The following is a 26,402-nucleotide window of genomic DNA, read 5'->3' as shown; positions in this document are numbered from 1 at the left end:
ATGTCGAATTGAATCGGTGGGGTGAACTTTAGTGGACGAAAAAAAGCAACAGAACATAACAATAAAAGGGACGAAAGATGGACTAACACTTCATTTAGATGATTGCTGTTCATTTACTGAATTACTGCAAGAATTAGACGAAAAACTATCTACTCATTATTATGATGGTGATGGGCGTTCATTAATTGAAGTACATGTTAAGGTAGGGAATCGATATTTAACAGAGGTACAACAAGAAGAAATTCGTACCTTAATTCGCAATAAGAAAAACCTTGTTGTGGATTCCATTGAAAGTGATGTGATTACCAAGGCAGAAGCTATAGCTTGGAAAGAAGAAACAGAAATTGTCCCTATTTCCAAAATTGTTCGCTCAGGTCAAGTTTTGCATGTAAAAGGAAATCTATTATTAATTGGAGATGTTAATCCAGGCGGAATGGTTATCGCTGGGGGAAATATTTTTGTCGTTGGCTCATTGCGCGGAATTGCACATGCTGGATATTATGGAGATAAAGATGCTGTTATTGCGGCATCCGTCATGAATCCGATGCAGCTCCGAATAAGTGATGTGACAATGCGGGCTCCGGAAGAGAAAGAAGACGGAGCAGAGACGGCAGAATGTGCATATATTAATGAGGACAATCACATTGTTGTCGATCGCCTGCAACTTCTCACTCATCTTAGACCTAATTTAACAAAGTTAGAAAGGGGAATTGTATAGCTGTGGGAGAGGCAATAGTAATTACATCTGGAAAAGGCGGGGTAGGCAAAACTACAACGTCTGCAAACATTGGTACAGCCTTGGCATTATCCGGGAAAAAGGTATGTTTAATTGATACGGATATTGGACTAAGAAACTTAGATGTAGTCATGGGGCTAGAAAATCGGATTGTATTTGATCTTGTTGATGTCGTTGAAGGGCGTTGCCGCTTACCTCAAGCCCTTATTAAAGATAAGCGCTTTGATGAGCTTTATTTATTACCTGCAGCACAAACGAGTGATAAATCCGCGGTAACACCTGAACAAATGGATGAATTGATACAAGTATTACGTCAAGATTATGATTACATATTAATTGATTGTCCTGCTGGTATTGAGCAGGGATTCAAAAATGCAGTGGCAGGTGCAGATAAAGCGATTGTTGTCACTACACCAGAAGTATCTTCTATGCGCGATGCTGATCGTATTATCGGGCTTTTAGAAAAAGAAGATATTGAACCACCGAAACTTATCATTAACCGTGTACGCAGTCACATGTTGCATGAGCAAGATATGCTAGATGTGGACGAAATTGTACGTATGTTATCAATTGAGCTTCTTGGGGTTGTTGCAGATGATGATGATGTCATTCGGGCTACGAATACAGGTGAACCTGTTGCGCTGCAACCAAACGGAAAAGCAGCATTAGCTTATCGGAATATTGCAAGACGCTTGTTAGGGGAAAATGTCCCATTACAAACGCTCGAGCAAGAAAAGGTATCTGTCTTTACAAAAGTAAAGAATTTCTTCGGAATTCGTTAAAAGCACTTCGTATATATGCGGAGTGCTTTCTTTTTTCTTCTCATGAATATCTTTCTTTTAGCGTTCATACATATGTACAAACTATATAAAATTACATGGCTGCACGATAGTAGCTGTTTTGCAGTTTGACAAAAGGTGAAAAAAGGAAGGAGAAAAGATGAAAAATAGACGTATAGAAGAAATTCGAAAGCGGATTGCAAAGAGGAAAGAGGAACAAGAGCGGTTAGAGGAAGAACAATATTTTTCTGGTGAAGATTTTAATGGGGAAACGCTATTGATTGAAGAGGGGGAAAAGGAATTTCATCCTCTCTTTCGTAAGGATATCTTTTTATTTAAAGTATTATTAGCAGCTATATTGGTGTTATCAGTGGCCATCTTATTTAAAAATGCCCCTCCGTCTTTTGATGGAGCGCGAGTCGTTGTAACGAAAGTAATGAAGGAGGAATTTCAGTTCGCTGCTGTGTCAAAATGGTACGAGGACCAATTTGGAAAGCCGCTAGCTTTTTTACCTACAAGTGAGAAGAAGCAAAATACGCAGCAAAAAAACTACGCGGTTCCAGCTTCAGGAAAAGTGACAGAAGGATTTCAAAAAAATGGGCAAGGTGTACTTGTGCAAACAGTTATAAGTGCAACTGTTGAGTCGGTAAATGAAGGGGTCGTTATTTTTGCTGGAAAAAAAGAAGGTCTTGGGAATACGATTGAAATTCAACATGCAGATGGTACTGAATCTTGGTATGGCAATTTAGGAGAAATGTCAGTGAAATTATATGATTATGTTGAAAAGAAACAAAAAATTGGAACAGTGAGTAATGATGATAAAAATAAAAACGGTAAGTTTTATTTTGCCATCAAAAAGAATGAAAAATTTATTGATCCAATTCAGGTGATCTCATTTGATTAAATATAGGGAAGTACTGTCTAAAATTACAATACATCCATTGTTTTGGGTAATTATAGCAGTTGGTATTTTTACGGCGCGTTTTAAAGAACTATTACTTTTATTTTTTATTGTTCTCATTCACGAGCTAGGCCATGCTTTTGCAGCTGCTCATTACAAATGGAGAATTAAGCAAATACAGCTTTTGCCGTTTGGTGGTGTAGCAGAACTTGAAGAGCATGGGAATAAACCTTTGAAGGAAGAGCTTGTTGTCATGATAGCGGGGCCAATTCAACACGCATGGATGATTGGCATGGCATATGTTTTTTATAAAACTGGGTGGGTTCCTCAAGATTTGTATCAATTTTTTGTGTGGAATAACGTCATTATTTTAAGTTTTAATTTACTTCCTATTTGGCCGCTTGATGGTGGAAAGATTGTCTTTAATGTATTATCGCATCAATTTCCTTATTTACAAGCACATGACAAGATGATGAAAATATCATGTGTTTTTTTTAGTGTAATATTAGGGTGGCAACTCATTTGGAATAAGAATAATATTATGATGTGGGTACTTCTTCTGTTTTTAGCGATTTCGTTGTATCAAGAATGGAAGCAACGAAGATATGCATTTATGCGCTTTTTATTAGAGCGTTACTATGGAAATAAACGCGAAATTGAAAAGATTTCTCCTATTGAAGTAAATAGAGAGGATCGGTTATATACGATTTTTACAAAGTTTCGAAGGGGCTATAAACATTCAATTATTGTACATGGTAAATATAAAGAGCATTATACACTGGATGAAAATGAATTGCTGTATGCATATTTCACTGAAAAACGTACAACATCATCTGTGGAAGAGTTAATCGGTTAGTGTTGACGATGGCACTAACCTTTTATAATGTAAGAAGAAAAAATGAAAAAGTGAGGAAGGTATTTTGAAGACGTTATATATTAACTATACAGGTTCGGAAAAGAGAGTGGCAATAGAAGAAAAACAAAAGATTGTTGAACTTTCGTGGCACCGCAATGGAGATGAGGAAAGTGTTGGATATATTTATGTTGGACGTGTTGTAAGAACAATTGCTGGTATGAATGCGGCATTTGTAAATATCGGTTTAGAAAAACATGCTTATCTTTCTTACGACGATGTTCCAAAGTCGTACCGAGTTCATGAAGGACAAGCTATACTCGTACAAGTAGTAAAAGAAGCAATCGACACAAAAGGTCCAAAATTAACGGCGAATATAGAATTTACCGGGAAATATGTCGTTTATATGCCCTATGATGAAATGCGTGCCGTTTCCCGGAAAATAAAAAGTCAAAAAAAGCGGAAAGATTTGTTTGCAATTGAGGTAGAAGGATCAGGAGGATATATCTTTCGCTCGGCATGTGAGAAAGGAACAATTGCTGATATAAAAGCTGAAATGGAACACTTTCAACAATTATTTGAAGAACTAAAAAGAAAAGAAGGGGGCGGAAAGGCACCAGTATTAGTTCATCGTCCAGCTACTTTTTTAGATCGTATATTTCAAGAAAACCCTACCGAATCGATTGAGAAAGTGGTTGTAGATACAAGAGAACCGGTAAGAGAGTTAGAAAATAAGCTAGGTAAAGAAAAAGTGTTTTTTTATCGTGAAAAGTCATCCATGTTTAGCCATTATGGTATCGAGAGAGAGATTGAAAAAGCATTACAAAAAATTGTTTGGTTGCAAAATGGTTCCTATTTAATTATAGAACAGATGGAGACAATGACAGTTATTGATGTAAACACTGGGAAATTTACTGGGAAACAAGATTTACAAGATACAGTTGTACGAACAAATGAAATAGCTGCTGAAGAAATTGCTCGTCAGTTACGGCTGCGTGATATTGGGGGAATGATATTAATTGATTTCATCAATATGAAAAAGGAAGAGGATCAGGAGAGAATACGTGAGAAATTAATAATGGCTTTGCAGGACGACCGTACATATACGAGGGTTCTTGGGTTTACCGAGCTCGGCATTTTAGAAATGACACGTAAGCGCAAAAAACAGTCACTGCGTGATATATTATTAGAAGATTGTACGAAATGCATGGCAACAGGGTATAGTATTTCAAATGAAACAATTGTGTATGAACTAGAAAGAGAATTGCTCTCATATAGTCACGTAGAAGATGAAGCGGTACTTATTGCAGCGCCGAAAGCTGTGCAAAAAATATTTTTACAAAAAGAATTACAAAAAAATATTCCATTTCAAATTTATTTTAAAGAGGAAGAAATAGAAAAGTACGCACTTATTAGATTTGGAACGAAGCAGGAGATGATAGATAGGAAAAATAGTTAGTAGAACATTTGTTGACAATAGTCAATGATTCATGGTAACATCTTTATGTTATAGTTTATAGCACCTAAATGGCTATATACTACAACCGCACAATGCAGGTGTAGAAACGACAGTTTATGTCTACCTCGTGTTGGCGAGTCTTAGTAATTATGAGGAGGTGCAAGTATGTACGCAATTATCGAAACAGGTGGCAAACAAATCAAAGTTGAAGCTGGTCAAGAAATCTACATTGAAAAATTAGATGTTGAAGCTGGTGAAACTGTTACTTTTGACAAAGTTCTTTTCGTTGGTGGCGAAAACGTAAAAGTTGGTAGCCCAGTTGTAGAAGGTGCAACAGTTACTGCGAAAGTTGAAAAACACGGTCGCGCTAAGAAAATCATCGTTTTCAAATACAAAGCGAAAAAGAACAATCGTAAAAAACAAGGTCATCGTCAACCTTACACTAAGCTAGTTGTTGAAGCAATCAACGCTTAATTCTGGTTAAGATGATTAAAATTACGATTAATCGTACGAAATTAGGAAATATCCAATCATTTAAAATGACTGGGCACGCCGATTATGCGCCGCATGGACAAGATCTTGTCTGCGCTGGAACAACTGCGGTTGTGTTCGGATCTATAAATGCTGTGGAAGTCCTTTGTAATGTAGAGGCAACGATTGAACTTGGAAGTGATGGTGGATTTTTAACGTATGAACTGCCTAATGATTTAGACGCTCATACGATGGAAAAGGCACAAACACTGTTAGAGGGATTAGTTGTTTCACTTAAGACGATTGAACTTGATTACGGAAAATATATCCGATTAATAGAAAAAGTACGGGAGGTGTAATATATGTTAAGATTAGATCTTCAGTTTTTCGCATCTAAGAAAGGTGTAGGTAGTACAAAGAACGGTCGTGACTCTCAGTCAAAACGTCTTGGTGCTAAACGCGCAGATGGCCAAATGGTTACAGGTGGTTCAATTCTTTACCGTCAACGCGGTACAAAAATTTACCCAGGTGTTAACGTTGGTCGTGGTGGCGATGACACTTTATACGCGAAAGTTGACGGCGTAGTACGCTTCGAGCGTCTTGGCCGTGACCGCAAACAAGTGAGCGTATATCCTGTTGCTCAAGAAGCATAAGAAACTCACGGAAAACTCTAACCTGAGTGCAGGTTAGAGTTTTTCTATATTAAGGAGTATCTGAATGAAAGAAAAATGGACAATTATAGATGCGTTGCGTCATGCAAGACATGATTGGCTCAATCGTATGCAAATGATTAAAGGAAACCTTTCCCTTGGAAGAGTGGAAGAGATTCATAGGCTTATCGATCATTTTGTCCAAGAAGCGAGACAAGAATCCAATCTGATCGGGCTATCTATGCTTTCGTTTTCAGAATGGATTTTAACATATAATTGGAAACAGCAACCGTGCTTATTGGAGTATGAAGTATTAGGAGAACTACATAACTTATCTCATCTTGATGAGGTAGTATGCATATGGACGGAAGAATTTTTCTCAATGCTTCAGCATAGTTTAGACGTTTATGTTGAAAATTATGTTTGTATTACAATTGAATGTGACGCGGAGAATGCTCGTTTCTTTTTTGATTTTCGTGGCAAGCTAACGAATGTAGAGAAGTTACAAACGTGGCTTGCAAATAAAAAAAGTGAATGGTGTTCCATTTCTTATACAGTCCGAGATGATGAAGTCTCGGTCATATTACAACCAATTGAAAAAAGTGTGGTGAAATAATGTTTGTAGATCAGGTCAAAATATACGTAAAAGCTGGAGACGGCGGAAACGGGATGGTTGCGTATCGTCGTGAAAAGTATGTTCCAAAAGGTGGTCCAGCAGGTGGAGACGGTGGTAAAGGTGCAGATGTTGTTTTCCAAGTAGATGAAGGATTACGTACATTAATGGATTTCCGCTATCAACGTCATTTCAAGGCTGGCCGCGGGCAACATGGTATGAGTAAAAACCAACATGGCCGTAAAGCTGATGATTTAATCGTAAAAGTTCCACCAGGGACAGTTGTGAAAGATGTGGAAACGGGGCATATTCTTGCTGATTTAGTAACGCATGGACAATCAGCGGTTATTGCTAAAGGTGGCCGCGGTGGTCGTGGTAACTCACGCTTTGCGACTCCTACAAATCCGGCTCCAGAAATTGCTGAGAATGGTGAACCAGGCCAAGAACGTGATGTTATCTTAGAACTGAAAGTATTAGCAGATGTTGGGCTTGTTGGATTTCCAAGCGTTGGGAAATCAACGCTATTATCTGTCGTATCATCAGCGCGTCCAAAGATTGCAGAATATCACTTTACAACCATTGTGCCAAACCTTGGTGTTGTCGAAACAGGTGATAATCGCAGCTTCGTTATGGCTGACCTTCCAGGGCTTATTGAAGGTGCCCATGCAGGTGTTGGACTTGGACATCAGTTCTTGCGTCATATTGAGCGTACACGCGTTATTGTACATGTCATTGATATGTCTGGTTTAGAAGGACGCGATCCATATGAGGATTATGTCACAATTAATAATGAATTAAAAGAATATAATCTGCGTTTAACAGAGCGTCCACAAGTTGTTGTTGCAAACAAAATGGATATGCCAGATGCAGAAGAAAACTTACAAGCATTTAAAGAAAAAGTCGGAGATGAAGTGAAAATCTTCCCAATCTCTGCAGTAACAAAACAAGGTGTTCGTGATTTGCTATTTGAAGTTGCGAACTTATTAGAAACGACACCAGAATTCCCAGTACATGATGTTGTAGACGAATCAGAAGCAACTGTTATGTACAAATTTGAGACGGAAGGTGTTAAATTTAACATTACGCGTGAGAGCGATGGCTCGTTTGTTATCTCTGGTTATGATATTGAGAAAACATTCAAGATGACAGACTTCTCGCGTGATGAGTCTGTACGTCGCTTTGCTCGACAAATGCGTGGTATGGGTATTGATGAAGCGCTTCGTGCACGTGGTGCAAAAGACGGAGATATTGTAAAAATTCTTGAATATGAATTTGAATTTATTGATTAAGACTGCCGAAATATGCAGTCTTTTTTTATTCTGTAAAAATCTGCTTTGTATAGGGAAAAATCCCTATTCACGACAGTTTCAATTTATAATAGAAAAGGAATAATTTTTTTATGGGGAGAAAAAACATGTATAAAATATTAATTGTAGAAGATGATGAGAAAATTGCGGGAATATTAGAGGAACATTTAGAAAGATATGACTATCAATCATTTAGAGCAAATGATTTACGTCATATAAAGGATGAGTTTGTAAAAGTAAATCCACATCTCGTATTACTGGATATTAATTTACCTTATTTTGATGGCTTCTATTGGTGTCGTCAAATCCGTACTGTATCGAATGCACCGATTATTTTCGTTTCTGCGAGAACAGGAGAAATGGATCAAGTCATGGCAATTGAGAATGGCGGAGATGATTATATTACAAAGCCATTTCATTTAGATATCGTCATGGCAAAAGTGAAGAGTGCACTGCGCCGTGGGTATGGGGAGTATGCTTCTGCTGCTGAGAGTGATTGTTTAGGTGTAAATGGACTGTTATTATTCCCATCTCAGCACATTATAGAGTGGCAGGGGCAACAAACGGAACTGACAAAAAATGAATTTTACTTATTAGAGTGTTTAATGAAACAAGCGGATCAATATGTAATGCGTGAAGAGCTGTTAGAAGCTTTGTGGGATGAAGTATCTTTTGTTGATGATAATACATTAACTGTAAATGTAAAACGCGTAAGGAAGAAATTAGAGGAGCTAGGTATTAAAAATGCAATTGTAACGAAACGTGGATACGGTTACGCACTTCTTACAGAGTGGGGCGAAGGGCATGAAGGTTAAAACGTACTTGATCGACCGCTTTTCTTTCATTTTATCTTATATTGTAAGCCTTTGTTTATTTGGACTTGTATTGCAGTTGCAAAGTCTGTTAGAAAAAGAGTCAATTGACTGGGGTACGTGGTTATATGGGCTTTTATTAGGGACAGTTGTGTTTACTGTATACCTCATTTACGATTACCGAAAACGAAGTGTGTTTTTAAAGAGAATCAAAAAATATGTTGCTGGCGGAAATACATTACATGATTCTTTACTTATTGATGAATCTTATACGTCAGAACAAGAGATGGTCGTTGAGGCTTTCACTTTGCTCAGACAGCAATATATGAATGAAGTTCAGAAACAGCATGCGAAAGAAGAGCAACAAATGATATTTATGAACCAATGGATTCATCAAATGAAAACACCGGTATCTGTTATTGAATTATTATTGCAGAAGTTTGGTAAAGAACATCGTGAAGCGAGAGTAACAGTTGAAAGTATTCGCGAAGAAAACAATCGCATACTAAATGGTTTAGATTTAGCATTACATATGGCAAGGCTAGAGCAATTTGCAAAAGATTATAAAATAGAAGTAGTAAATGTTATAGATATTATTCGAGGGATTATTAATGAAAATCGAAAATCTTTCATTCAATCGTCAGTATTTCCGAAAGTGATGTTTGAAGAAGATGTTTGTATGGTTGCATCTGATAGAAAATGGTTGAGCATTGCTATAGGTCAAATTGTTGTAAATGCAATTAAGTATACAAAAATTTCAGAAGCAGAGAAAAAAGTAATTCAATTTCAAATTGAAGAGAAAGACAAAAAGGTGTTATTACATATTAAGGACAATGGAATTGGTATTCCAGAGCAAGATGTAAAGCGTATATTTGATCCGTTCTTTACAGGAACAAATGGCCGCAAAACGCGGGAAGCGACTGGGATGGGTTTATATATTACGAAGGAAATTTGCGATCATTTACATCATGGAATGTATGTTCACTCGGCTGAAGGAGAAGGAACGACCTTTACGTTCCAATTTGCAAAAGATGAAGAATACCATACATTAATGAGAAAAATGACAAAACTGTAAGATAACAAACTGTTTTGTAAGGGAAATCACTCGTTTCTTTTTCTTATTTTTCTTATAGTAAATGTAAGAAGAAAACACATAGGGGGATTAGAAATGAGTGTTCTTGAAGTAAAAGGGTTAACGAAGGTGTATCAATCGAAAGGTTCAGTAGCGACGACTGCTTTAAATGATATAAATTTTAAAATTGAAGAAGGCGAATTTGTAGGGATTATGGGTCCTTCGGGGAGCGGGAAAACAACGCTTTTAAATTTATTAGCAACAATTGATAAGCAAACTTCAGGTCATGTGCTTGTAAATGGGGAAGAAATGAATCAAATGCGTGCTGCAAAATTAGCAGAGTTTCGTCGTACACATTTAGGATTCATCTTCCAAGATTTCAACTTACTTGATACGTTATCCATTAAAGAAAACATCATTTTACCGCTTGTAATGGCAAAGAAATCTGTAAATGAAATTGATACAAAAGTACTGGAAATTGCGAAGTTTTTAAACATCGAAGGCATTTTAAATAAGAAAGTATACGAAGTATCAGGCGGACAACAACAACGTGCAGCAGCAGCGAGAGCGATCATTCATGAACCGACGTTAATTTTAGCAGATGAGCCAACTGGAAACTTAGATTCGAAGTCAGCGAAATCATTAATGGGCGCTTTGCAAGATTTACACGAACAAAAGAAAGTAACGATTGCAATGGTAACGCACGATCCAGTAGCGGCTAGTTATTGCGAACGCATCCTTTTCATTCGAGATGGAGAAATTTTTTCAGAAATATATAAAGGAAAAACGAAACAAGCTTTTTTCCAAGAAATTTTAGACGTACTTGCGATGCTAGGAGGAGAATATCATGAACTTTCGCCAGCTCGCGCTTAATAACGTAAAAGGAAATTGGCGTAATTATAAAGCGTTTCTTATAAGTAGTTGTTTATCGATTGTCGTATTTTTTATGTATGCTTCCTTCATTTATCATCCAGATGTTGTAGGCGGTAATATTAGTATGAGAACGATGATTACAAAAGGATTAGAATCGATGAACTATATTGTAGTCATCTTCTCAGCACTCTTTATTTTATATGCAAATTCAACATTTTTACGAGCAAGAAAAAAAGAGTTTGGCCTATTAACATTAATAGGCGGAACAAAATCTCAACTTAGCCGAATGATTATATTAGAGCAACTGATGTTAGGGAGTATTGCAATTGTAGTAGGTATTGGGATTGGAATGCTTTGCTCAAAATTGTTCTTCCAAGCATTAAGCGTATTATTAAAAATAGATGAAACACTTCCACTCGTATGGAATAGTAAAGCAGTTCTTATTACAGCTAGTGTATACTTTATTCTCTTTTTAATCCTATCATTGTTTAGCGTTTGGACAGTAGGGCGCTTGCAAATTATTGATTTATTAAGAGAAGCAAGAAAACAAAAAGTAGAGCCGTTTGCATTTACATGGTTATGTGTAGTTGGGATAGGATGTATCATTGTTGCGTATGTCCTTTGTTTCCAAGTAACAATTATGAATTTTATCATGTATTTCTTACCAATTGTAGGACTGACAATTGGCGGAACGTATTTACTATTTACACAAGGTAGTACAGTTGTATTAAAAGCATTACAAAAAAGAAAGCAATCTTTTTATACGTATCCAAATATGTTTGTTCTTAGCAACCTTATATATAAAATGAAAGATAATGCTCGTTTTCTATTTGTCATTTCTATCATTACGGCAGTTGTTTCTTCAGCAGTTGGTACGCTTTATGTATACTTTGAGGATATGAGTTATAAAACGGTAGTCAAAACTCCACATGCTATTTCATATGAGGAAAAGGGGTTAAATACACATAGTCTTATTAAGGAAGAAAAAGTACAAGAGGTTGTAAAAAAGCATGGGTTTGAAGATGCACGAAAAGTAACCTACGTAAAACTACCAGCAACGCAAAAAGTAACGATATTTAACAAAGAACATGAAGTACCGATGACGATTATTTCAGAAAAAGAATATAACGCGGAAGTACGTAAACAAAGTAGAGAGCAAGTTAGAGAGGTTCATAATGCACCAGGTAGTGCAACGATGGTTATGGTTGATATGGCAAATGAACTGATGAAGATAGATCGTACGAAACCGTATGAATTTACAATTAACGGACAAAAACAGTCTGTTCAGTTAAATAGCCCAACTTCATTTTCTGTTTTTAATGATAGTGAATATCTCATTGTGAATGATCAAGATTTTGAGAAATATGAAAAACTCGTACCAGATGAAGAAAAGACGAAATATTACGGTTATTATATTGAAGATTGGAAAAGTACAGAAAATCTTGTATTAGATTTAAAAAAGGAAATTGCACCAGAAAAGCAAGGAGAATTGAGAAATTCAGTGTTTGCTTATAAAGATATAAGAGAAGGTGGAGCAATTACAATGTTCATCGGTTTCTTCGTAGCAGTACTGTTCTTCTTCTTCGCTTGTAGTATGACATACTTTAAATGGTTTAACGATAAAGAACAAGATCGTATTCAATTTAAATCGTTAAAGAGAATCGGTATGACAGATAAAGAGATTCGTAAAATTGCAATTCGACAAATGGGTGTTATCTTCTTTATCCCGATTTTAATCGGTTCCATTCATAGTGGGTTTGCTCTTCATACGTTAGGAAAAATGCTCTATATCGATTTATGGAAATCAGGTGCGATTGTAATTGGAGCATACATTTTAGCTTCTGCTATTTACTTTATGATCGCGCAAAGAGGATATTTAAAACACGTAAAAAGCTAGGGAAACCTCTAGCTTTTTGCCTATGTAGTAAGTTACGGGAGGACGATAGATGAACATTCGACAACTAGCGCTGCAAAATATAAAGGGGAATTGGCGTAATTATAAAGTATTTTTCTTAAGCAGTTGTTTTGCAATATTTGCATCTTTTGCATATATGTCTGTTATTGTACATCCATATATGCAAGAGACGATGTGGTATCAAAATGTACGCTGGGGACTTATCATATGTAATGTTATCATTATTTCTTTTTTTATCATATTTATTTTGTATTCTACTTCTATCTTCATAGAAGCACGTAAAAAAGAATTAGGGTTATATATGTTAATGGGAGCGACGAAGTCTAACGTAATAGGAGTGATGATGACCGAGCAAATATTGATTGGAATTTTTGCTAATATTTTCGGTATCGGTCTTGGTATGATCTTTTTAAAACTCTTTTTTATGGTATTTAGTATGTTACTTCGCCTTCCGAAAGAACTCCCTGTCATATTTGACGTGAGAGCGATTGGTGTAACGCTTGTTACATATATGGTCGTTTTTATTCTATTATCTTTTATAAGTGCTTTACGTATATGGAATATAAAAATCATTCGGTTATTGAAAGAATTTCGAATAGACAAAAAAGAGAAGAAAACATCAAAGTGGCTTTGTCTATTCGGTTTTGCTTGTTTAGGGACGGGATATGCGTTAGCGCTACAAGTGACGATGACAACGATAGCATTATACTTTTTTCCTGTATCTATACTTATCTTTGTTGGAACGTATTTTTCTTTTACACACGGCATTACCCAATTGTTAGAAATAATAAAACGAAATAAAAAGATTATGTATACATATCCGTATTTATTTATAGTGAATCAATTGTCACATCGAATGAAGGAAAATGGTCGCTTTTTCTTTATATTGTCTATGGCAACAACGTTTGTAGTTACGGCGACAGGTACAGTATTCTTATATTTTTCTAGCATGCAAGATATGTGGCGAGGCGGAGGGGTACACTCATTTTCGTACATAGAAAAGGGTACTTCATCTCATGAAGTTTTCGAAAAAGGAATGGTTGAAAAATTACTGCATCAATATGGGTATGATGATTTTCAATATATGAGTTTTGTTGGAGTATATGTATCCTTTCAGTCTAGTAAGGGAGAAACAGAAATAGCAACGCTGATGAAGGAAAGTGAATACAATCAAGAGGCAAGAAAACAAGGACAGAAAACGTATCATCCTAAAAAAGGAACCGTTACACTTGTTTATTATAATAAATACAACCATCCAAATATATACAATCAAAAAGAGATTCAATTACAAGTAATGAATCAAACATATCCATTTGTATATAACGGTCAGAAAGAAGGGATAGCATTTAACTATCACCCTTCGCACATTAATGGTCTGTTTTTCGTCATGAATGATGAGGATTTTGCTAGTATTGCAAATAAGGTTCCGGATTCTGGAAAAATAATATATAGAGGTTATATATTATCAAATATTGAAAATTCAAGGGAATTAAATGCAGATTTACGGAAACATATGAAACAAAATGCGAATGATACATTTCGAAATAATATGGAGTTATATGTGAATATGAAAGAGTTCGGCGATATTACTCTATTTATCGGCTCATTCATTAGTATATTATTCTTCCTTACATCATGTAGCATTGTATATTTTAAATGGTTTCATAATATTGCATCGGATAGAAAGCAGTATGGTGCGCTCTCTAAACTTGGAATGACGAAGGAAGAAGTGTGGAAAATTTCTCGCTGGCAACTAAGTATGTTATTTTTTGCGCCTATTATAGTAGGGAGTATGCATAGTGCAGTTGCGTTATATACATTTCATAATACAATCTTTATAGAAGGTGCATTAAGAAAAGTATGCTTATTCATTCTATTTTATCTTGTTGCATGCATTGTTTATTTCTTCTTCGCTCAAAGAGAATATAGAAAACATATTAATTAAAAAATGTTAGTCTGTTTTAAATATTCGAAATTTACATAGAAGAATATAAAAAAATATGGTATAACAGTAAGAAAACGAAAAAGAGAGGGAAAAGACGATGATTCGAGTTGGCTATTTAGGACCAGAAGCAACATTTACAAATATGGCGGTGAGTCGTTTTTTTCCGGAAGCAGAGCATACACCATATAGAACAATTCCAGATTGTATGGATGCAGCGGCAAATGGAAATGTAGATTTTGCCGTTGTACCGCTAGAAAATGCGATAGAAGGTTCTGTTAATATTACCATTGACTATCTTGTACATGAGCAGCCGCTCTTTATTGTAGGAGAAATTACCGTACCGATTCAGCAACATTTACTTGTGCATCCAAATTATGAAGAAACATGGAAAGATGTGTATGCTGTATGCTCCCATCCGCATGCTATTGCACAATGTCATAAATTTTTAAATGAAAAATTAAAAGGAATAACAGTTCGAGATATGACTTCTACGAGTGCAGCGGCACAATATATGAAAGAACACCCAGAAGAAAAAATCGCAGCTATTGCAAATGAAGCAGCTGCCGAAAAATATGGATTAACAATTGTGCAGCGCAATATACATACGCATAAAAATAATCATACTCGCTTTCTTGTGCTGCATAAGAAAAAGAAGGCATTACTTCCAAATAACGGAGAAAATCGCGGGGGAAAAACGACCCTTATGATAACGTTACCTGCTGATTATGCAGGGGCACTGTATCAAGTTTTATCAGCCTTCGCATGGAGGAATTTAAACCTATCTAAAATCGAATCTCGACCAATGAAAACAGGGCTTGGAAATTACTTTTTCTTAATCGATGTCGATCAAGCGTATGATGACGTATTATTACCAAGCGTAACAATGGAGCTGGAAGCGCTTGGGTTTTCAGTCACAGTGCTAGGGAGTTATTCTTCTTATTGGTTGTAAGAGGTGAGGGATGGACTGTCGATATTTGTCGGTAAGTCAATATTTTCCTTCTAATCGCCGATACAATTTCATTGGTTCATATATTTGAAAGTTTCACTTTATTGGAAAGTGAGAATTGTCAATTCAGCTAAAAAAACGCTTAAAAAGCGTTTTTTTAGCTTACTTTAACTTCGCAAGACGATTCTCTAACTGATCACGCCAAACATTCGCTAGTTCGGGAACAGCAAGAATTTTTTCGATTCCAGCCCTATCTTGTCGATTATGAAAGTAAATGTCGTTGGTGAATAAAACAGAGACGCGACTTGGATGAGGCTTAAGTAATGTAATTTTGGAACCTTTTCGCACGACACCTTCCTGAAGAACGCGGCATAAATAACCGGTATAGCCAGTTTCTACAATACGGGGTAAGATACCAGGAAGCCCGAGTCGTTTTGAAATTGTACTACATGGTATTCTAGCTTGTGTAACTTGAATAATAGCTTCGCCTAATTGATATGTATCCCCAATACAAACGTCACGCTCTAACATATTTGTTACGGTAATGTTTTCACCAAATGTAGAAGAGGGAAAGGTTGTTTGAAATTCTGTTTCCCATTGCGTGTAATGCTCGTATGGATAAACACAAACAGCGCGATCAGGACCGCCGTGATAACGTAAATCAGCTACATTATCACCGCGGAAGCCATCTTTCGAAAGAAACGCTTCTTCTGTAAGTTCCTTACATATACCTGTTACCATTTCTTTATTTTCACCGTATTTCATTTGTTTCGGTTTTCCTATGCTAAAGTGAACAAGTTCCATCACCATATCATTTCTCCTTTGTTCGCTAGTTTTAATATGTACACCATTTTGTGTAAAAAAGCACAGAGGCTTATATAAGCCTCTGTGCTTTTTATGAATAAACAAGAAATCCCGCTCTATTTAGTGCGTCACAAGCTGCATCTAATTTTTCTTTAGAGTCTGCCTCAATAGTATGCAAGTGAACGCCATCTGTCAATTGTGAGAGGTAAGAAGCGTTTGTCTCTTGAATCTTTTGTAAGTATTGCTCAACATCAAAGCGATTGCTTACCATAATAGAAGCTGTTAAATCTCCATATACAGGGTGCTCTACTTTTACATCTTTAATTGTCACACCATGATCAACAAGCATAGTAAGTTCTTGGCGTACTTCTTCTGGCTTATGCTGACAAACGATAACACGTTCAAGGGCTTGTTGTTTTGCATGTGGCTTTAAATATAAGTATCCTTGTGCAGTTGCAATAATCGGTTCATTTCGTGCTTTCAGCAAGGAAATATCTTGGACAATGACTTGTCTGCTAACATTTGTTTTCTTTGATAATTCACTTCCAGATAATGGTTCGTTAGCAGCTAAAAGCCATTGTAAGATGAGTTGCCTTCTTTCTTCTCCTAAAATCTTCTTCGGTTCATTTTGTTTCATTATGATTTAACACCTCTATAAAAATGATTTCCAATTGTCTCTAATGCATGGGTAGTCGCATCAAGTTGTTGTTTTGTTGTATGATGCCCAAATGAAAAACGTACATATTGTTTGGCCTCTTCAGCTGTTTTTCCAAGGGCGAGCATCGTTTTTGAAGGTTCAAGTTTACCGATTTGACAGGCGCTTCCAGTTGAAATTGCAATTTTGTGACGATTACATTCTAACATTGTGTACTGACCTTCTATTCCTTTTATTGTAACCCCAACAATATGTTGTAAACAAGCAGTAGAATGTCCTTCTACTTGAATTTCTAGAGAAAGTGATTTTAATTGATTCACGAAGTAAGATCGTAACTGTTTAAAATGTTCGTGTGTTTTAGCCCGGTTCTGTAAGATATGCTTTGCTGCTGTTAAAAAGGCAGCGACACCAGGAACATTGACCGTACCGGGACGAAATCCTTTTTCATGGGTTGTCCCTTTGAACAATGGTTCCCAGCGAATTTGTGGGTTTATATAGCAAGCACCGACTCCTTTTGGTCCATAGATTTTATGTGCTGAAACGGAAAGGCTATCTATTTGCATTTTTGTTACATCGATTGGGAGTTTGCCGAATGTTTGTACACAATCTGTATGAAATATAACGTGATGCTTCTTTAAAAGCTTTCCTATTTCAGCTATAGGCTGAACAGTTCCAATTTCAGAGTTTCCATGTTGAATGCTTGCTAGTACAGTATCTTCTGTAATGGCATTTTCTAAAGCATACATGTCAATCATTCCATATGAATCGACAGGAATTTCTGTAATGGTATACCCTTGTTGTTTTAAGTTTTGAAAATAATTCTGAATGGATGCGTGTTCTATAGGGGTTGTAATAATATGTTTTCCTTCTCGTGCCTTTAAGAGCGAATGAATCGCCAAATAGTTGGATTCTGAACCACCACTTGTAAAAAAGACTCCCTGCTTTTTACCGTTAATCATTTGTGCAAATGATTCTCTACAAACTTGTAGTAAGGAAGAAGATGTTCCGCCAATGTCATGTAAACTTTGCTCATTGCCAAAATATTGTTCTGCCGCCTTTGCATACGTTTCAATCGCTTCCTTACTCATAGGTGTTGTTGCTGCGTAATCAAGATATATCATCATGTTTAGTCCTCTCTTTGTAGTGGGATTACATCCATTTTGTATTTATGTAAAAAAGTACCTATTCACGTTGTAATGAATGACTTCGAAAAAACTCTTGTCATTATTTTAAAACTATGTAAATATAGGTGTCAAGACAGTTGAAAAGTGTAAACTAGGGGGCAATGATTATGCCGAGTGCAGATGTCTTAATTATTGGAAGTGGGATTGCGGCATTCCGTGTTGCAAAAGAGATTTGTCATGAAAAAAATGTGATGATTCTCACAAAGAAAACGCGTCGCAATAATAATACATATTTAGCGCAAGGAGGAATTGCCGCAGCGATTGCTACATATGACAATCCAAATCATCATTATGAAGATACGTTAAAAGCAGGTTGTTATTATAACAATACAGAAGCTGTGCGTTACTTAGTGGAGAATGGACCAAAAGAAATTCACAAGCTCATTGCAGATGGTATGCAGTTTGATGGCGATGAAAAGAGACTACACCTCGGGAAAGAAGGTGCGCATCGAAAACGACGCATTTTACATGCGGGAGGAGATGCGACAGGGAAATATTTATTAGAGCATTTCATTCAAGAAGTAACACCGCATGTTACAGTGATAGAACAAGAAAGAGTACTCGATTTCATCATAAAAAATGGTACGTGTAGAGGAGTTTTAACACGTAATCAGGAAGGACACATGCATCGTTATTTTGCTGAATATACAGTATTAGCCATAGGAGGCATAGGAGGATTATACACATTTACTTCCAACGATGAAACGATAACAGGTGATGGAATTGCAATGGTATATCGAGCTGGTGGTGAGCTTCAAGATTTAGAGTTTATGCAGTTTCACCCTACGATGTTACATGTAGATGGTAGATGCTGTGGACTTGTTTCTGAGGCTGTACGAGGCGAAGGGGCTGTTCTTGTAAATGGGAAAGGAGAACATTTCATGACCGGGATACATCCGCAACAAGATTTAGCACCGCGTGATGTAGTAGCACGTGCGATTCATAGTCAACTCATCGTTGGTGAAGAAGTATATTTAGATATTTCATCTATTCAACATTTTGAAGACCGTTTTCCAACTGTCTCTTCATTATGTCGGATACATGGTGTGAATATAAAACAAAATCGAATTCCAGTTGTACCAGGTGCACATTTTCATATGGGTGGTGTAAAAACAAACTGTGATGGGGAAACCTCCATTCCGCGTCTATATGCTGTAGGAGAAACTTCTTGTAATGGTGTTCATGGTGCAAACCGATTAGCGAGCAATTCATTGCTTGAGGGTCTTGTATTTGGGAAAAGAATTGGACAGCATATTTTAAACAATTCGGTAAGAAGGGAAGAGTTTGGTAGAGAAGAGCGGGATAAAAGTCATCAAATTTCGTATTTACCAACCAAAAGAGAAATACAAGAACAGATGATGAGGTATGTTGGAATTGTGCGCACAGAGCAGGGGTTATTACAAGCGAAAAAATGGTTTGAGCACTATGGCGCGCCTCATTTCGTATTACAATACGATGCTCTTACAAATGAGGAAATTACGATTGTCAACATGTTAACAGTTTGCTGGTTAATGGTAGATGCAGCATTGCAAAGGAAAGAAAGCATAGGTGGGCATTATCGCAGTGATGATCCAAAAAGAAGTGCAGTAGTAAAAGAAATGATGTTAACAAAATGACAAGCACACTTGTATGAGGGGGAAAAGAAGATGAACGCATTAAAAGTACAGGAAGCATTGAAACGATTTTTTCTAGAAGATATAGGGGAAAGAGATATAACATCTCAGTATATCTTTCCAAATCATTTAGAGGCAAAAGGAACATTTCTTATAAAAGAAGCAGGGGTCTTTGCGGGACGTTCAGTAATCGAAGCTGGATTTCAATTAATTGATGAAAGAATTGAAGTTGAGCTTCATAAAAAAGATGGGGATCTTGTAGAGAAAGGCGAAATCATTGCAACTGTGCAAGGTCCGATCGCATCATTATTAACGGCAGAGCGCGTTATATTAAATGTCATCCAGCGTATGAGCGGGATAGCGACGATGACACGTAAGGCGGTTCTTGTTTTAGATAGTAGTCATACACGCATTTGTGATACGAGAAAAACAATGCCTGGACTACGTATGTTTGATAAGTATGCAGTCGTATGTGGAGGTGGATTTAATCATCGCTTCGGTTTATATGATGGTGTCATGATTAAAGACAATCATATTGCTTTTGCCGGTTCTATTACAAAAGCTGTTACATCAGTGAAAGAAAAAGTAGGGCATATGGTGAAAGTAGAAGTGGAAACAGAAACTGAGGAGCAAGTGAGAGAGGCTGTAGCTGCTGGTGCGGATATTATTATGTTCGATAATCGTACGCCAGATGAGATTCGAGAGTTTTCAAAGATTGTGCCAAGCGCTATCGTTACAGAAGCTTCAGGGGGAATTACAATTGAAGGTTTATCGAAATACGGAAAAACAGGGGTGGATTATATTTCACTTGGAGCGTTAACGCATTCAGTGAAAGCACTTGATATTAGTTTCAATATTGAAGCGTAAGAAGAGTGGCTTAGAGGGGGAGAAACGTATATGAGTATTTTAGAAAAAGTACAGCCAATTGAAACGATGTTACCAGAGCGATATGAAACAATGTCTGTAGATGAAATGGAAGAGCGTGTTCGCGCTATTAAAAAGAAGTCAGGAAAGGAATTATTTATTCCTGGACACCACTATCAAAAGGATGAAGTGGTGCAATTTTCAGATGCTACAGGGGATTCACTGCAGCTTGCACAAGTTGCAGCATGCAATAAAGAGGCAAAATATATCGTATTTTGTGGTGTGCATTTTATGGCAGAAACAGCGGACATGTTAACGACAGACGAGCAAGTTGTAATGTTACCTGATATGCGAGCAGGCTGTTCGATGGCAGATATGGCGGATATGGAACAAACAGAACGAGCGTGGAGAGAGCTTACAACATTATTTGGAGATACAATGATTCCGTTAACATATGTAAATTCGACGGCAGCCATTAAAGCTTTTTGTGGTCGAAATGGCGGGGCAACCGTTACATCTTCTAATGCGAAACAAATGGTATCTTGGGCATTTACACAAAAAGAACGGCTCGTCTTTTTACCAGATCAGCATTTAGGAAGAAATACAGCGTACGATTTAGGTATCCCGTTACATAAAATGGCAGTATGGGATCCGTATACAGATTCATTAGAATACGATGGAGATATAGAAGAAATTCAAGTGATTTTATGGAAAGGTCATTGTTCTGTTCATCAAAACTTTACAGTGAAAAACATTGAGAATGTACGAAAAAATCATCCGGATATGAATATTATTGTACATCCGGAATGTTGTTATGAAGTGGTTCAAGCTTCTGATTATACGGGATCGACAAAATATATTATTGATACGATTGAGCAAGCGCCATCTGGTAGTAAGTGGGCTATTGGTACAGAAATGAATTTAGTAAATCGACTGATTCAAAAACATCCTGATAAGGAAATTATTTCATTAAATCCTTTTATGTGTCCATGTTTAACGATGAATCGAATTGATTTACCACACTTACTTTGGGCGCTAGAATCAATAGAACGTGGTGAACAGGTGAATGTAATTCAAGTGGATCAACAAGTAACAAAAGATGCAGTGTTGGCATTAAATCGTATGTTAGAGCGCGTTTAAAAGCAGCGGGGTTCCCGTTGCTTTTTTCCTGCATATAATCATAATTATGAGGCAAATGACATACATTGTGTTGAGAGAATCATTGTACTTTTTTGTTTATTTGTGCAACTAGAGAGTGTATCACTTTGAAGAACAGCGGAACTAGAAAGCAGTATTTATCAATGTATCAATCATTAGGCATGCTTAGTAGAGAAGAGTCATTTCAAAGTGTTTTGATTCATAGATAAGATATACAGGAGGGGGAAAATTTGAAGATTCATATCGTGCAAAAAGGGGATACCCTTTGGAAGATTGCGAAAAAGTACGGAGTGGATTTCGAAACGTTAAAAATAGCGAATACACAACTTAGTAACCCAGATCTTATTATGCCGGGTATGAAGATTAAAGTACCATCAGGTAGCGTTCATGTAAAGAAAAATGCGGGTGCTGGTTCAGTCCCTCCGAAAGAGTATGTCAAAGAAGTACAACAAAAAGAGTTCGCGGCAACACCAACGCCACTTACTATAGAAGAGGAAGAAGAGATAACATATGAATCTGCTCCAATTACGCAACAACCAGCTATGCAGCAAACGCAAAAAGAAATGCAAATAAAATCCCAAAAAGAAGAACCGATTCAGAAGGAAGCACCAATTCAAAAAGAAGAGCCGATTCAGAAGGAAGTGCCAATCCAAAAAGAAGAGCCGATTCAGAAGGAAGCACCAATTCAAAAAGAAGAGCCGATTCAGAAGGAAGCACCAATTCAAAAAGAAGAGCCGATTCAGAAGGAAGCGCCAATTCAAAAAGAAGAGCCGATTCAGAAGGAAGCACCAATTCAAAAAGAAGAGCTGATTCAGAAGGAAGCACCAATCCAAAAAGAAAAACCGATTCAGAAGGAAGCGCCAATCCAAAAGGAGAAGCCAACTGAAGTAGTAATTGAAAAGCCGCCTGTTATTGAAAAGAAAGAAAAAAAAGCTGCGAAAGAGAATACGAAGTTTTCAATAAATATATTACCACAACCACCGCAACCACCTATTAAACCTGCCAAGGAATATAAAATTTCAGATGTAATTAAAAAGGGGAGTGAATTGATTGCTCCTCAAATTCATAAAGTGAAACCAAATCATATGAAAGCACCACAAACAAAAAAAGAAAATGTAGAGAATATCGTATCCCCACAAGCAAAAAAAGAAAATATAGGGAATATCATATCACCACAAGTGAAAAAAGAAAATATAGGGAATATCATATCACCACAAGTGAAAAAAGAAAATGTAGGGAATATCGTATCGCCACAAGCAAAAAAAGAAAATGTAGGGAATATCGTATCGCCACAAGTGAAAAAAGAAAATATAGGGAATATTGCATCGCCAAATGTAGCAAAAGATAACAAGGTGATTCCGCAAGTTTTACCACCAACGATCACAATGCCAATTATGGATAATATTCAGCCGCCAATCATGCCGATGATGGAAAATAATCAAATGCCAAACATGATGCCGATGGCGGAAAATAATCAAATGCCGAACATGATGCCGATAGCGGAAAATAATCAAATGCCGAACATGATGCCGATGGCGGAAAATAATCAACCGCCAAATATCATGCCGCAACCAATGCCTTATCATCCACAACTGATGCCACAACAGTATCCATACCAACAGTATCCAAACCCGTATGATAATATGCCGTATCCACAATTTGCACCTATAGCACCGCAATATACATCAATGCCAATGGAGAATAATATGCCGCCATCTATGTCAGAAGAAGAGGACTGCGGATGTGATGAGGGAAGAATTTTGTATAGCCCTCAGCCAGGGGGAACACAATCTGCAAATCCTTTATATTATCAGCCGGAGCAGACTGCGTATGCACCACAGCCAGGTACGATGTATTATCAACCAGATCCGCCTGATATGTTTGGAAGTCCAATTGAAGAAGAGGAGTAAAACGTTCTAATGGATTCTTAGTGAAATATTAACAGTGTAAAAACCTCCGTTGTTACTTATGATAAGAAGGAGCTTTTCAAGAGAAAAGTTCATTCTAACAAGGGGGGTTTTTGGATTGAATAAAAAAGTGAAAGTAATTGCCGCTTCTTTGTTAGTTACCAGTGCGTTAGTAGCATGTGGTACACCTAATAATAATGCGATGGATGAGCGTAATGTGAACGATAATTACGAACGTACATCTTATTATGGTACAAATCCATATAGAGATCATGTAGCGCGCACAGATCGATATACAGATTATGTAACGTATAGAAATGGAAATAGAATTACAGATCGTGTAAATGATCGTCGTAATGATGTGGGATATAACTATTATCGAGATGTGAATTATCATGGTCAAATTGTAAATCCTCATCCAACTCGTAACATTACAATGAATAATTCATACATGAACAATGATGGGAAAACAGCTGAAAGAATTACGAATCGTGTTAAGCGTATGAATAATGTGGATCGAGTTTCTACTGTTGTATATGGAAATGATGTAGTGATTGCTGTGAAACCGCGTCATACAGTAACAAATGAAACGGCAATGGCAAATGAAATTCGCCGAGCTGTTGTCAATGATGTAAGAACTCGTAACGTGTATGTGACGGTTAGAAACGATATGTTTGATCGTGTAAATACAATGAATACACGCCTGCGAAATGGAACGGTTACGAATGATTTAAATCGTGATATTACAGATTTATTCCGTGATATTCGTGCTAGCCTAACTGGTACGGTGCGATAACGAAAAAAGAGGAGGGCCTATGCCTTCCTCTTCATTTTATCCTGCTATTTTAGGGTCAAGATTTAGAGAGAAGCAAGGAAGACAAGAGGAAGTCTTAGCCCGTAACAGCCCAATTGGTGAGGGTGGGTATGAAGAAAACTCACACTGATTAAAGTTTTACTTTATATTTGTAATGTATATTTTTCATATTTAGCTTGTGTTTATGTTGTATTAATGTTATATTAACAAAGCGATGAGCTAATTTACGTAAGACGAGAGATATGCTTAAGTGCTAAACACGCGGATGTGGCCGCCTGGTCTCTCGCCGTAAAACGCATCAAGACGCCTGCTAAGTTCAGGCGTCTTTTTTATTGTAAAAATAAATGAAATCATATCGATAATTCGGACAAAAGATATGCATTTTCGATAAATAGCGACAAGTCTGTTCAACCTTATATGAGAGTGTTGGATAAAACTCTCATTTCCGGAGAAACTAGAGTTGGAAGTTTCACTTTATTTTGCTCGGAAGAGGTGAATAGAAATGAAATTTATCATGATTGCAGTTCAAGTCTTGCTTGTTCTATTTTGTTTATCTTACGAATCGAATGTTAGAGCTGCAGTTACGACGCCAAATGTAATGGAAAAAGAACCTCAAGTGACAGTTTTACTGGAGCGTATGTATTTGGACGGAGAAGTGAGTGAGGAAATCCTTACAGAAAAAGTAGCGAATTTGGAACAGCTTTTGCAACGATATAAAGATTGGCAACTTGTAGATCGTGATGATGTGCAAATTATATTACAAAAGAAAATAGACGATATTTCACCTTTATTGAAGACGAGCGGTTATTTTGGAGTGTCAGATGAGGGGATATTACAAATTTTTAATGGTGTACCCAAAAACGATAATGCAATTCACTCATTTTTTCAAATTGATATGAAAAAATTAAAAAGTTATGAACGGGCAAAGTTAAAGCGCGGCATTCGGATTAAATCAAAAGAACGTTTTGTGAAGACGATGGAGAAGATGAAGCAATATGCAAAACAAACTAGCAACTCGAAATGAGTTGCTAGTTTGTTTTATTTATTCTTATCTAAAATTTGTTTTGCAATTTCATCAATTAACATATCTTTTCCAATTGGATTGAATGCTTTTGTATTAAAAACTTCATTACTTACTTCATAAACGTGATTATTTTTCACTGCATTGTTATCTTTCCAAATAGCACTGTTTTTATAATCCTCGTAAATTTTATCTGCTTCGCCGCCAAAGTTTACGATAAACATTTGATCAGGTTGGAACGCAACAAGTCCTTCTAGTGATACTTGTGCCATTGTTTGTTTTAAATCTGTTCCTTTTGTTGCAGGAAGTTTTAAATCATTAAAGAGGATATCTCCATATCCAAAATTGCCATACACACGGAAATTTTGTGGCGTTATAGCAAGGAACATAAAGTTTTCATCTTTTGTTTTCTCTTTAATTTGTTTAGATAAAGAAGCGGCTTTTTTATCGTAGTTGGCAATCCACTGAGTTGCTTTTTTCTCTTCGCCAAATAATTTACCGACTTCTTTAAATTTATCGCGCCAGTTTTCTAAGTTTGTTTCTAAAACGACTGTTGGTGCAATCTTTGCTAGTTGGTCATAAATTTTTAATTGACGATTGTTTAAAATAATTAAATCTGGTTTTAAAGCAGTAACTGCTTCTAAATCAACTTTTGGAGCCCAATACCATCCAACTGCTTTTACACCTTTTAGTTTTTCTTGCAAATGACTTTGGATTTTATCTTTATATGTATTCGCCGTACCAACCGGTTTATGTCCAAGTAGTAATAGTTCTTCAGATGATCCAGATAAGTCAACGATTCTTTTTGGATTTACTGGAATTGTAGCCTCACCTTTTGCATGTTTCACAACTTTCGTTTTTTGCTCTGTTGCAGTAGGTTCTTCTTTTTTAGAAGAACAGCCAACAGTGGCCAAGACAACAAAGATGAGAGTAAATAAAATAAATAGTTTATGCTTCATATGCGTGTAACCCCTTCACTTAATATTGATAATCATTCTCGACTATGTAATAGTAATTGCATGCTAACAATCTGTCAATATAAAAAAAGAT

The 26,402-nt window shown here is 36.6% G+C and carries 25 protein-coding genes, 1 pseudogene and 1 other annotated feature; of the genes and pseudogenes, 22 read left to right on the top strand and 4 right to left on the bottom strand.

Annotation, left to right across the window (positions count from 1 at the left end; translation table 11 throughout):
- The first annotated feature begins 31 nt into the window (after positions 1–31).
- From minC to pheA, 16 genes are all read left to right on the top strand, one after another.
- Complete coding sequence (gene minC, locus MR058_RS17810; protein ID WP_242145243.1) at positions 32–718, top strand: septum site-determining protein MinC; 687 nt, start codon at positions 32–34, stop codon at positions 716–718.
- Positions 719–720: 2 nt separating this feature from the next.
- The gene (gene minD, locus MR058_RS17805) at positions 721–1,518 is read left to right on the top strand and encodes a septum site-determining protein MinD (RefSeq protein ID WP_012095622.1); all 798 of its coding nucleotides are present in this window, start codon (positions 721–723) and stop codon (positions 1,516–1,518) included.
- A gap of 157 nt (positions 1,519–1,675) precedes the next feature.
- The gene (locus MR058_RS17800) at positions 1,676–2,419 is read left to right on the top strand and encodes a M23 family metallopeptidase (protein ID WP_242145242.1); all 744 of its coding nucleotides are present in this window, start codon (positions 1,676–1,678) and stop codon (positions 2,417–2,419) included.
- Entirely contained in the window at positions 2,412–3,272 is an 861-nt protein-coding gene (locus tag MR058_RS17795) for a M50 family metallopeptidase (RefSeq protein WP_242145241.1), read from the top strand. Before MR058_RS17800 ends, MR058_RS17795 begins: the two co-directional genes overlap by 8 nt.
- A gap of 64 nt (positions 3,273–3,336) precedes the next feature.
- Positions 3,337–4,728: an Rne/Rng family ribonuclease gene (locus MR058_RS17790; protein ID WP_242145240.1), complete on the top strand. Its 1,392-nt coding sequence runs from the start codon at positions 3,337–3,339 to the stop codon at positions 4,726–4,728.
- A gap of 73 nt (positions 4,729–4,801) precedes the next feature.
- Positions 4,802–4,879, top strand: a sequence feature (ribosomal protein L21 leader region).
- Between the two features lie 14 nt (positions 4,880–4,893).
- Positions 4,894–5,202 carry a 50S ribosomal protein L21 gene (gene rplU, locus MR058_RS17785; RefSeq protein ID WP_000270908.1) on the top strand — a complete coding sequence of 103 codons (309 nt, stop codon included), beginning with the start codon at positions 4,894–4,896 and terminating at the stop codon, positions 5,200–5,202.
- An 11-nt stretch (positions 5,203–5,213) separates the two neighbouring features.
- Positions 5,214–5,558 (top strand): ribosomal-processing cysteine protease Prp, encoded by a 345-nt coding sequence (locus MR058_RS17780; protein ID WP_012095618.1) that lies wholly within the window; start codon positions 5,214–5,216, stop codon positions 5,556–5,558.
- Between the two features lie 3 nt (positions 5,559–5,561).
- The gene (gene rpmA, locus MR058_RS17775; protein ID WP_012095617.1) at positions 5,562–5,852 is read left to right on the top strand and encodes a 50S ribosomal protein L27; all 291 of its coding nucleotides are present in this window, start codon (positions 5,562–5,564) and stop codon (positions 5,850–5,852) included.
- Positions 5,853–5,916: 64 nt separating this feature from the next.
- On the top strand, positions 5,917–6,465 hold the full coding sequence (locus tag MR058_RS17770; RefSeq protein WP_242145239.1) for a Spo0B C-terminal domain-containing protein: 549 nt from the start codon (positions 5,917–5,919) through the stop codon (positions 6,463–6,465).
- The gene (obgE, locus tag MR058_RS17765) at positions 6,465–7,751 is read left to right on the top strand and encodes a GTPase ObgE (RefSeq protein ID WP_242145238.1); all 1,287 of its coding nucleotides are present in this window, start codon (positions 6,465–6,467) and stop codon (positions 7,749–7,751) included. Before MR058_RS17770 ends, obgE begins: the two co-directional genes overlap by 1 nt.
- 125 nt (positions 7,752–7,876) lie before the next feature.
- Positions 7,877–8,584 carry a response regulator transcription factor gene (locus MR058_RS17760; RefSeq protein ID WP_242145237.1) on the top strand — a complete coding sequence of 236 codons (708 nt, stop codon included), beginning with the start codon at positions 7,877–7,879 and terminating at the stop codon, positions 8,582–8,584.
- Positions 8,574–9,656, top strand: a complete 1,083-nt coding sequence (locus MR058_RS17755) for a HAMP domain-containing histidine kinase (RefSeq protein ID WP_242145236.1) — start codon at positions 8,574–8,576, stop codon at positions 9,654–9,656. Before MR058_RS17760 ends, MR058_RS17755 begins: the two co-directional genes overlap by 11 nt.
- A 93-nt stretch (positions 9,657–9,749) precedes the next feature.
- Positions 9,750–10,526: an ABC transporter ATP-binding protein gene (locus tag MR058_RS17750; RefSeq protein ID WP_242145235.1), complete on the top strand. Its 777-nt coding sequence runs from the start codon at positions 9,750–9,752 to the stop codon at positions 10,524–10,526.
- Positions 10,501–12,423 carry an ABC transporter permease gene (locus MR058_RS17745; RefSeq protein ID WP_242145234.1) on the top strand — a complete coding sequence of 641 codons (1,923 nt, stop codon included), beginning with the start codon at positions 10,501–10,503 and terminating at the stop codon, positions 12,421–12,423. Before MR058_RS17750 ends, MR058_RS17745 begins: the two co-directional genes overlap by 26 nt.
- A gap of 49 nt (positions 12,424–12,472) precedes the next feature.
- The gene (locus MR058_RS17740) at positions 12,473–14,386 is read left to right on the top strand and encodes an ABC transporter permease (protein WP_242145233.1); all 1,914 of its coding nucleotides are present in this window, start codon (positions 12,473–12,475) and stop codon (positions 14,384–14,386) included.
- 97 nt (positions 14,387–14,483) lie between these two features.
- Positions 14,484–15,335 (top strand): prephenate dehydratase, encoded by an 852-nt coding sequence (gene pheA, locus MR058_RS17735; protein WP_242145232.1) that lies wholly within the window; start codon positions 14,484–14,486, stop codon positions 15,333–15,335.
- Between the two features lie 159 nt (positions 15,336–15,494).
- On the opposite strand, the gene MR058_RS17730 is transcribed toward pheA, so the two are convergent.
- From MR058_RS17730 to MR058_RS17720, 3 genes are all read right to left on the bottom strand, one after another.
- Entirely contained in the window at positions 15,495–16,142 is a 648-nt protein-coding gene (locus MR058_RS17730) for an MOSC domain-containing protein (RefSeq protein WP_242145231.1), read from the bottom strand.
- Positions 16,143–16,227: 85 nt separating this feature from the next.
- Complete coding sequence (locus MR058_RS17725; RefSeq protein ID WP_242145230.1) at positions 16,228–16,773, bottom strand: transcription repressor NadR; 546 nt, start codon at positions 16,771–16,773, stop codon at positions 16,228–16,230.
- Positions 16,773–17,915: an IscS subfamily cysteine desulfurase gene (locus MR058_RS17720; protein WP_242145229.1), complete on the bottom strand. Its 1,143-nt coding sequence runs from the start codon at positions 17,913–17,915 to the stop codon at positions 16,773–16,775. The genes MR058_RS17725 and MR058_RS17720 overlap by 1 nt, the downstream gene beginning before the upstream one ends.
- Positions 17,916–18,082: 167 nt before the next feature.
- Here MR058_RS17720 and nadB point away from each other — a divergent pair, with 167 nt between their 5' ends.
- From nadB to MR058_RS17690, 6 genes and pseudogenes are all read left to right on the top strand, one after another.
- On the top strand, positions 18,083–19,591 hold the full coding sequence (gene nadB / locus MR058_RS17715) for an L-aspartate oxidase (protein WP_242145228.1): 1,509 nt from the start codon (positions 18,083–18,085) through the stop codon (positions 19,589–19,591).
- 30 nt (positions 19,592–19,621) lie between these two features.
- Entirely contained in the window at positions 19,622–20,455 is an 834-nt protein-coding gene (gene nadC, locus MR058_RS17710) for a carboxylating nicotinate-nucleotide diphosphorylase (RefSeq protein ID WP_242145227.1), read from the top strand.
- A 30-nt stretch (positions 20,456–20,485) separates the two neighbouring features.
- On the top strand, positions 20,486–21,592 hold the full coding sequence (gene nadA / locus MR058_RS17705) for a quinolinate synthase NadA (RefSeq protein WP_242145226.1): 1,107 nt from the start codon (positions 20,486–20,488) through the stop codon (positions 21,590–21,592).
- A 248-nt stretch (positions 21,593–21,840) separates the two neighbouring features.
- Positions 21,841–22,009 (top strand): annotated as a pseudogene (gene safA, locus MR058_RS23730) (SafA/ExsA family spore coat assembly protein); the annotation flags it as partial.
- Positions 22,010–23,635: 1,626 nt separating this feature from the next.
- Positions 23,636–24,313: a YhcN/YlaJ family sporulation lipoprotein gene (locus MR058_RS17695; RefSeq protein WP_242145224.1), complete on the top strand. Its 678-nt coding sequence runs from the start codon at positions 23,636–23,638 to the stop codon at positions 24,311–24,313.
- 520 nt (positions 24,314–24,833) lie between these two features.
- Positions 24,834–25,355: a BofC C-terminal domain-containing protein gene (locus MR058_RS17690; protein WP_242145223.1), complete on the top strand. Its 522-nt coding sequence runs from the start codon at positions 24,834–24,836 to the stop codon at positions 25,353–25,355.
- A 14-nt stretch (positions 25,356–25,369) separates the two neighbouring features.
- Here the strand turns inward: MR058_RS17690 and MR058_RS17685 are convergent, their stop codons facing one another.
- The gene (locus MR058_RS17685; RefSeq protein WP_242145222.1) at positions 25,370–26,311 is read right to left on the bottom strand and encodes an iron-hydroxamate ABC transporter substrate-binding protein; all 942 of its coding nucleotides are present in this window, start codon (positions 26,309–26,311) and stop codon (positions 25,370–25,372) included.
- Positions 26,312–26,402 lie beyond the last annotated feature (91 nt).

The organism is Bacillus cereus group sp. BfR-BA-01430, assembly GCF_022663115.1.
GTDB lineage: Bacteria > Bacillota > Bacilli > Bacillales > Bacillaceae_G > Bacillus_A > Bacillus_A cereus_BD.
This window is presented reverse-complemented; position numbering and strand designations above follow the sequence as displayed.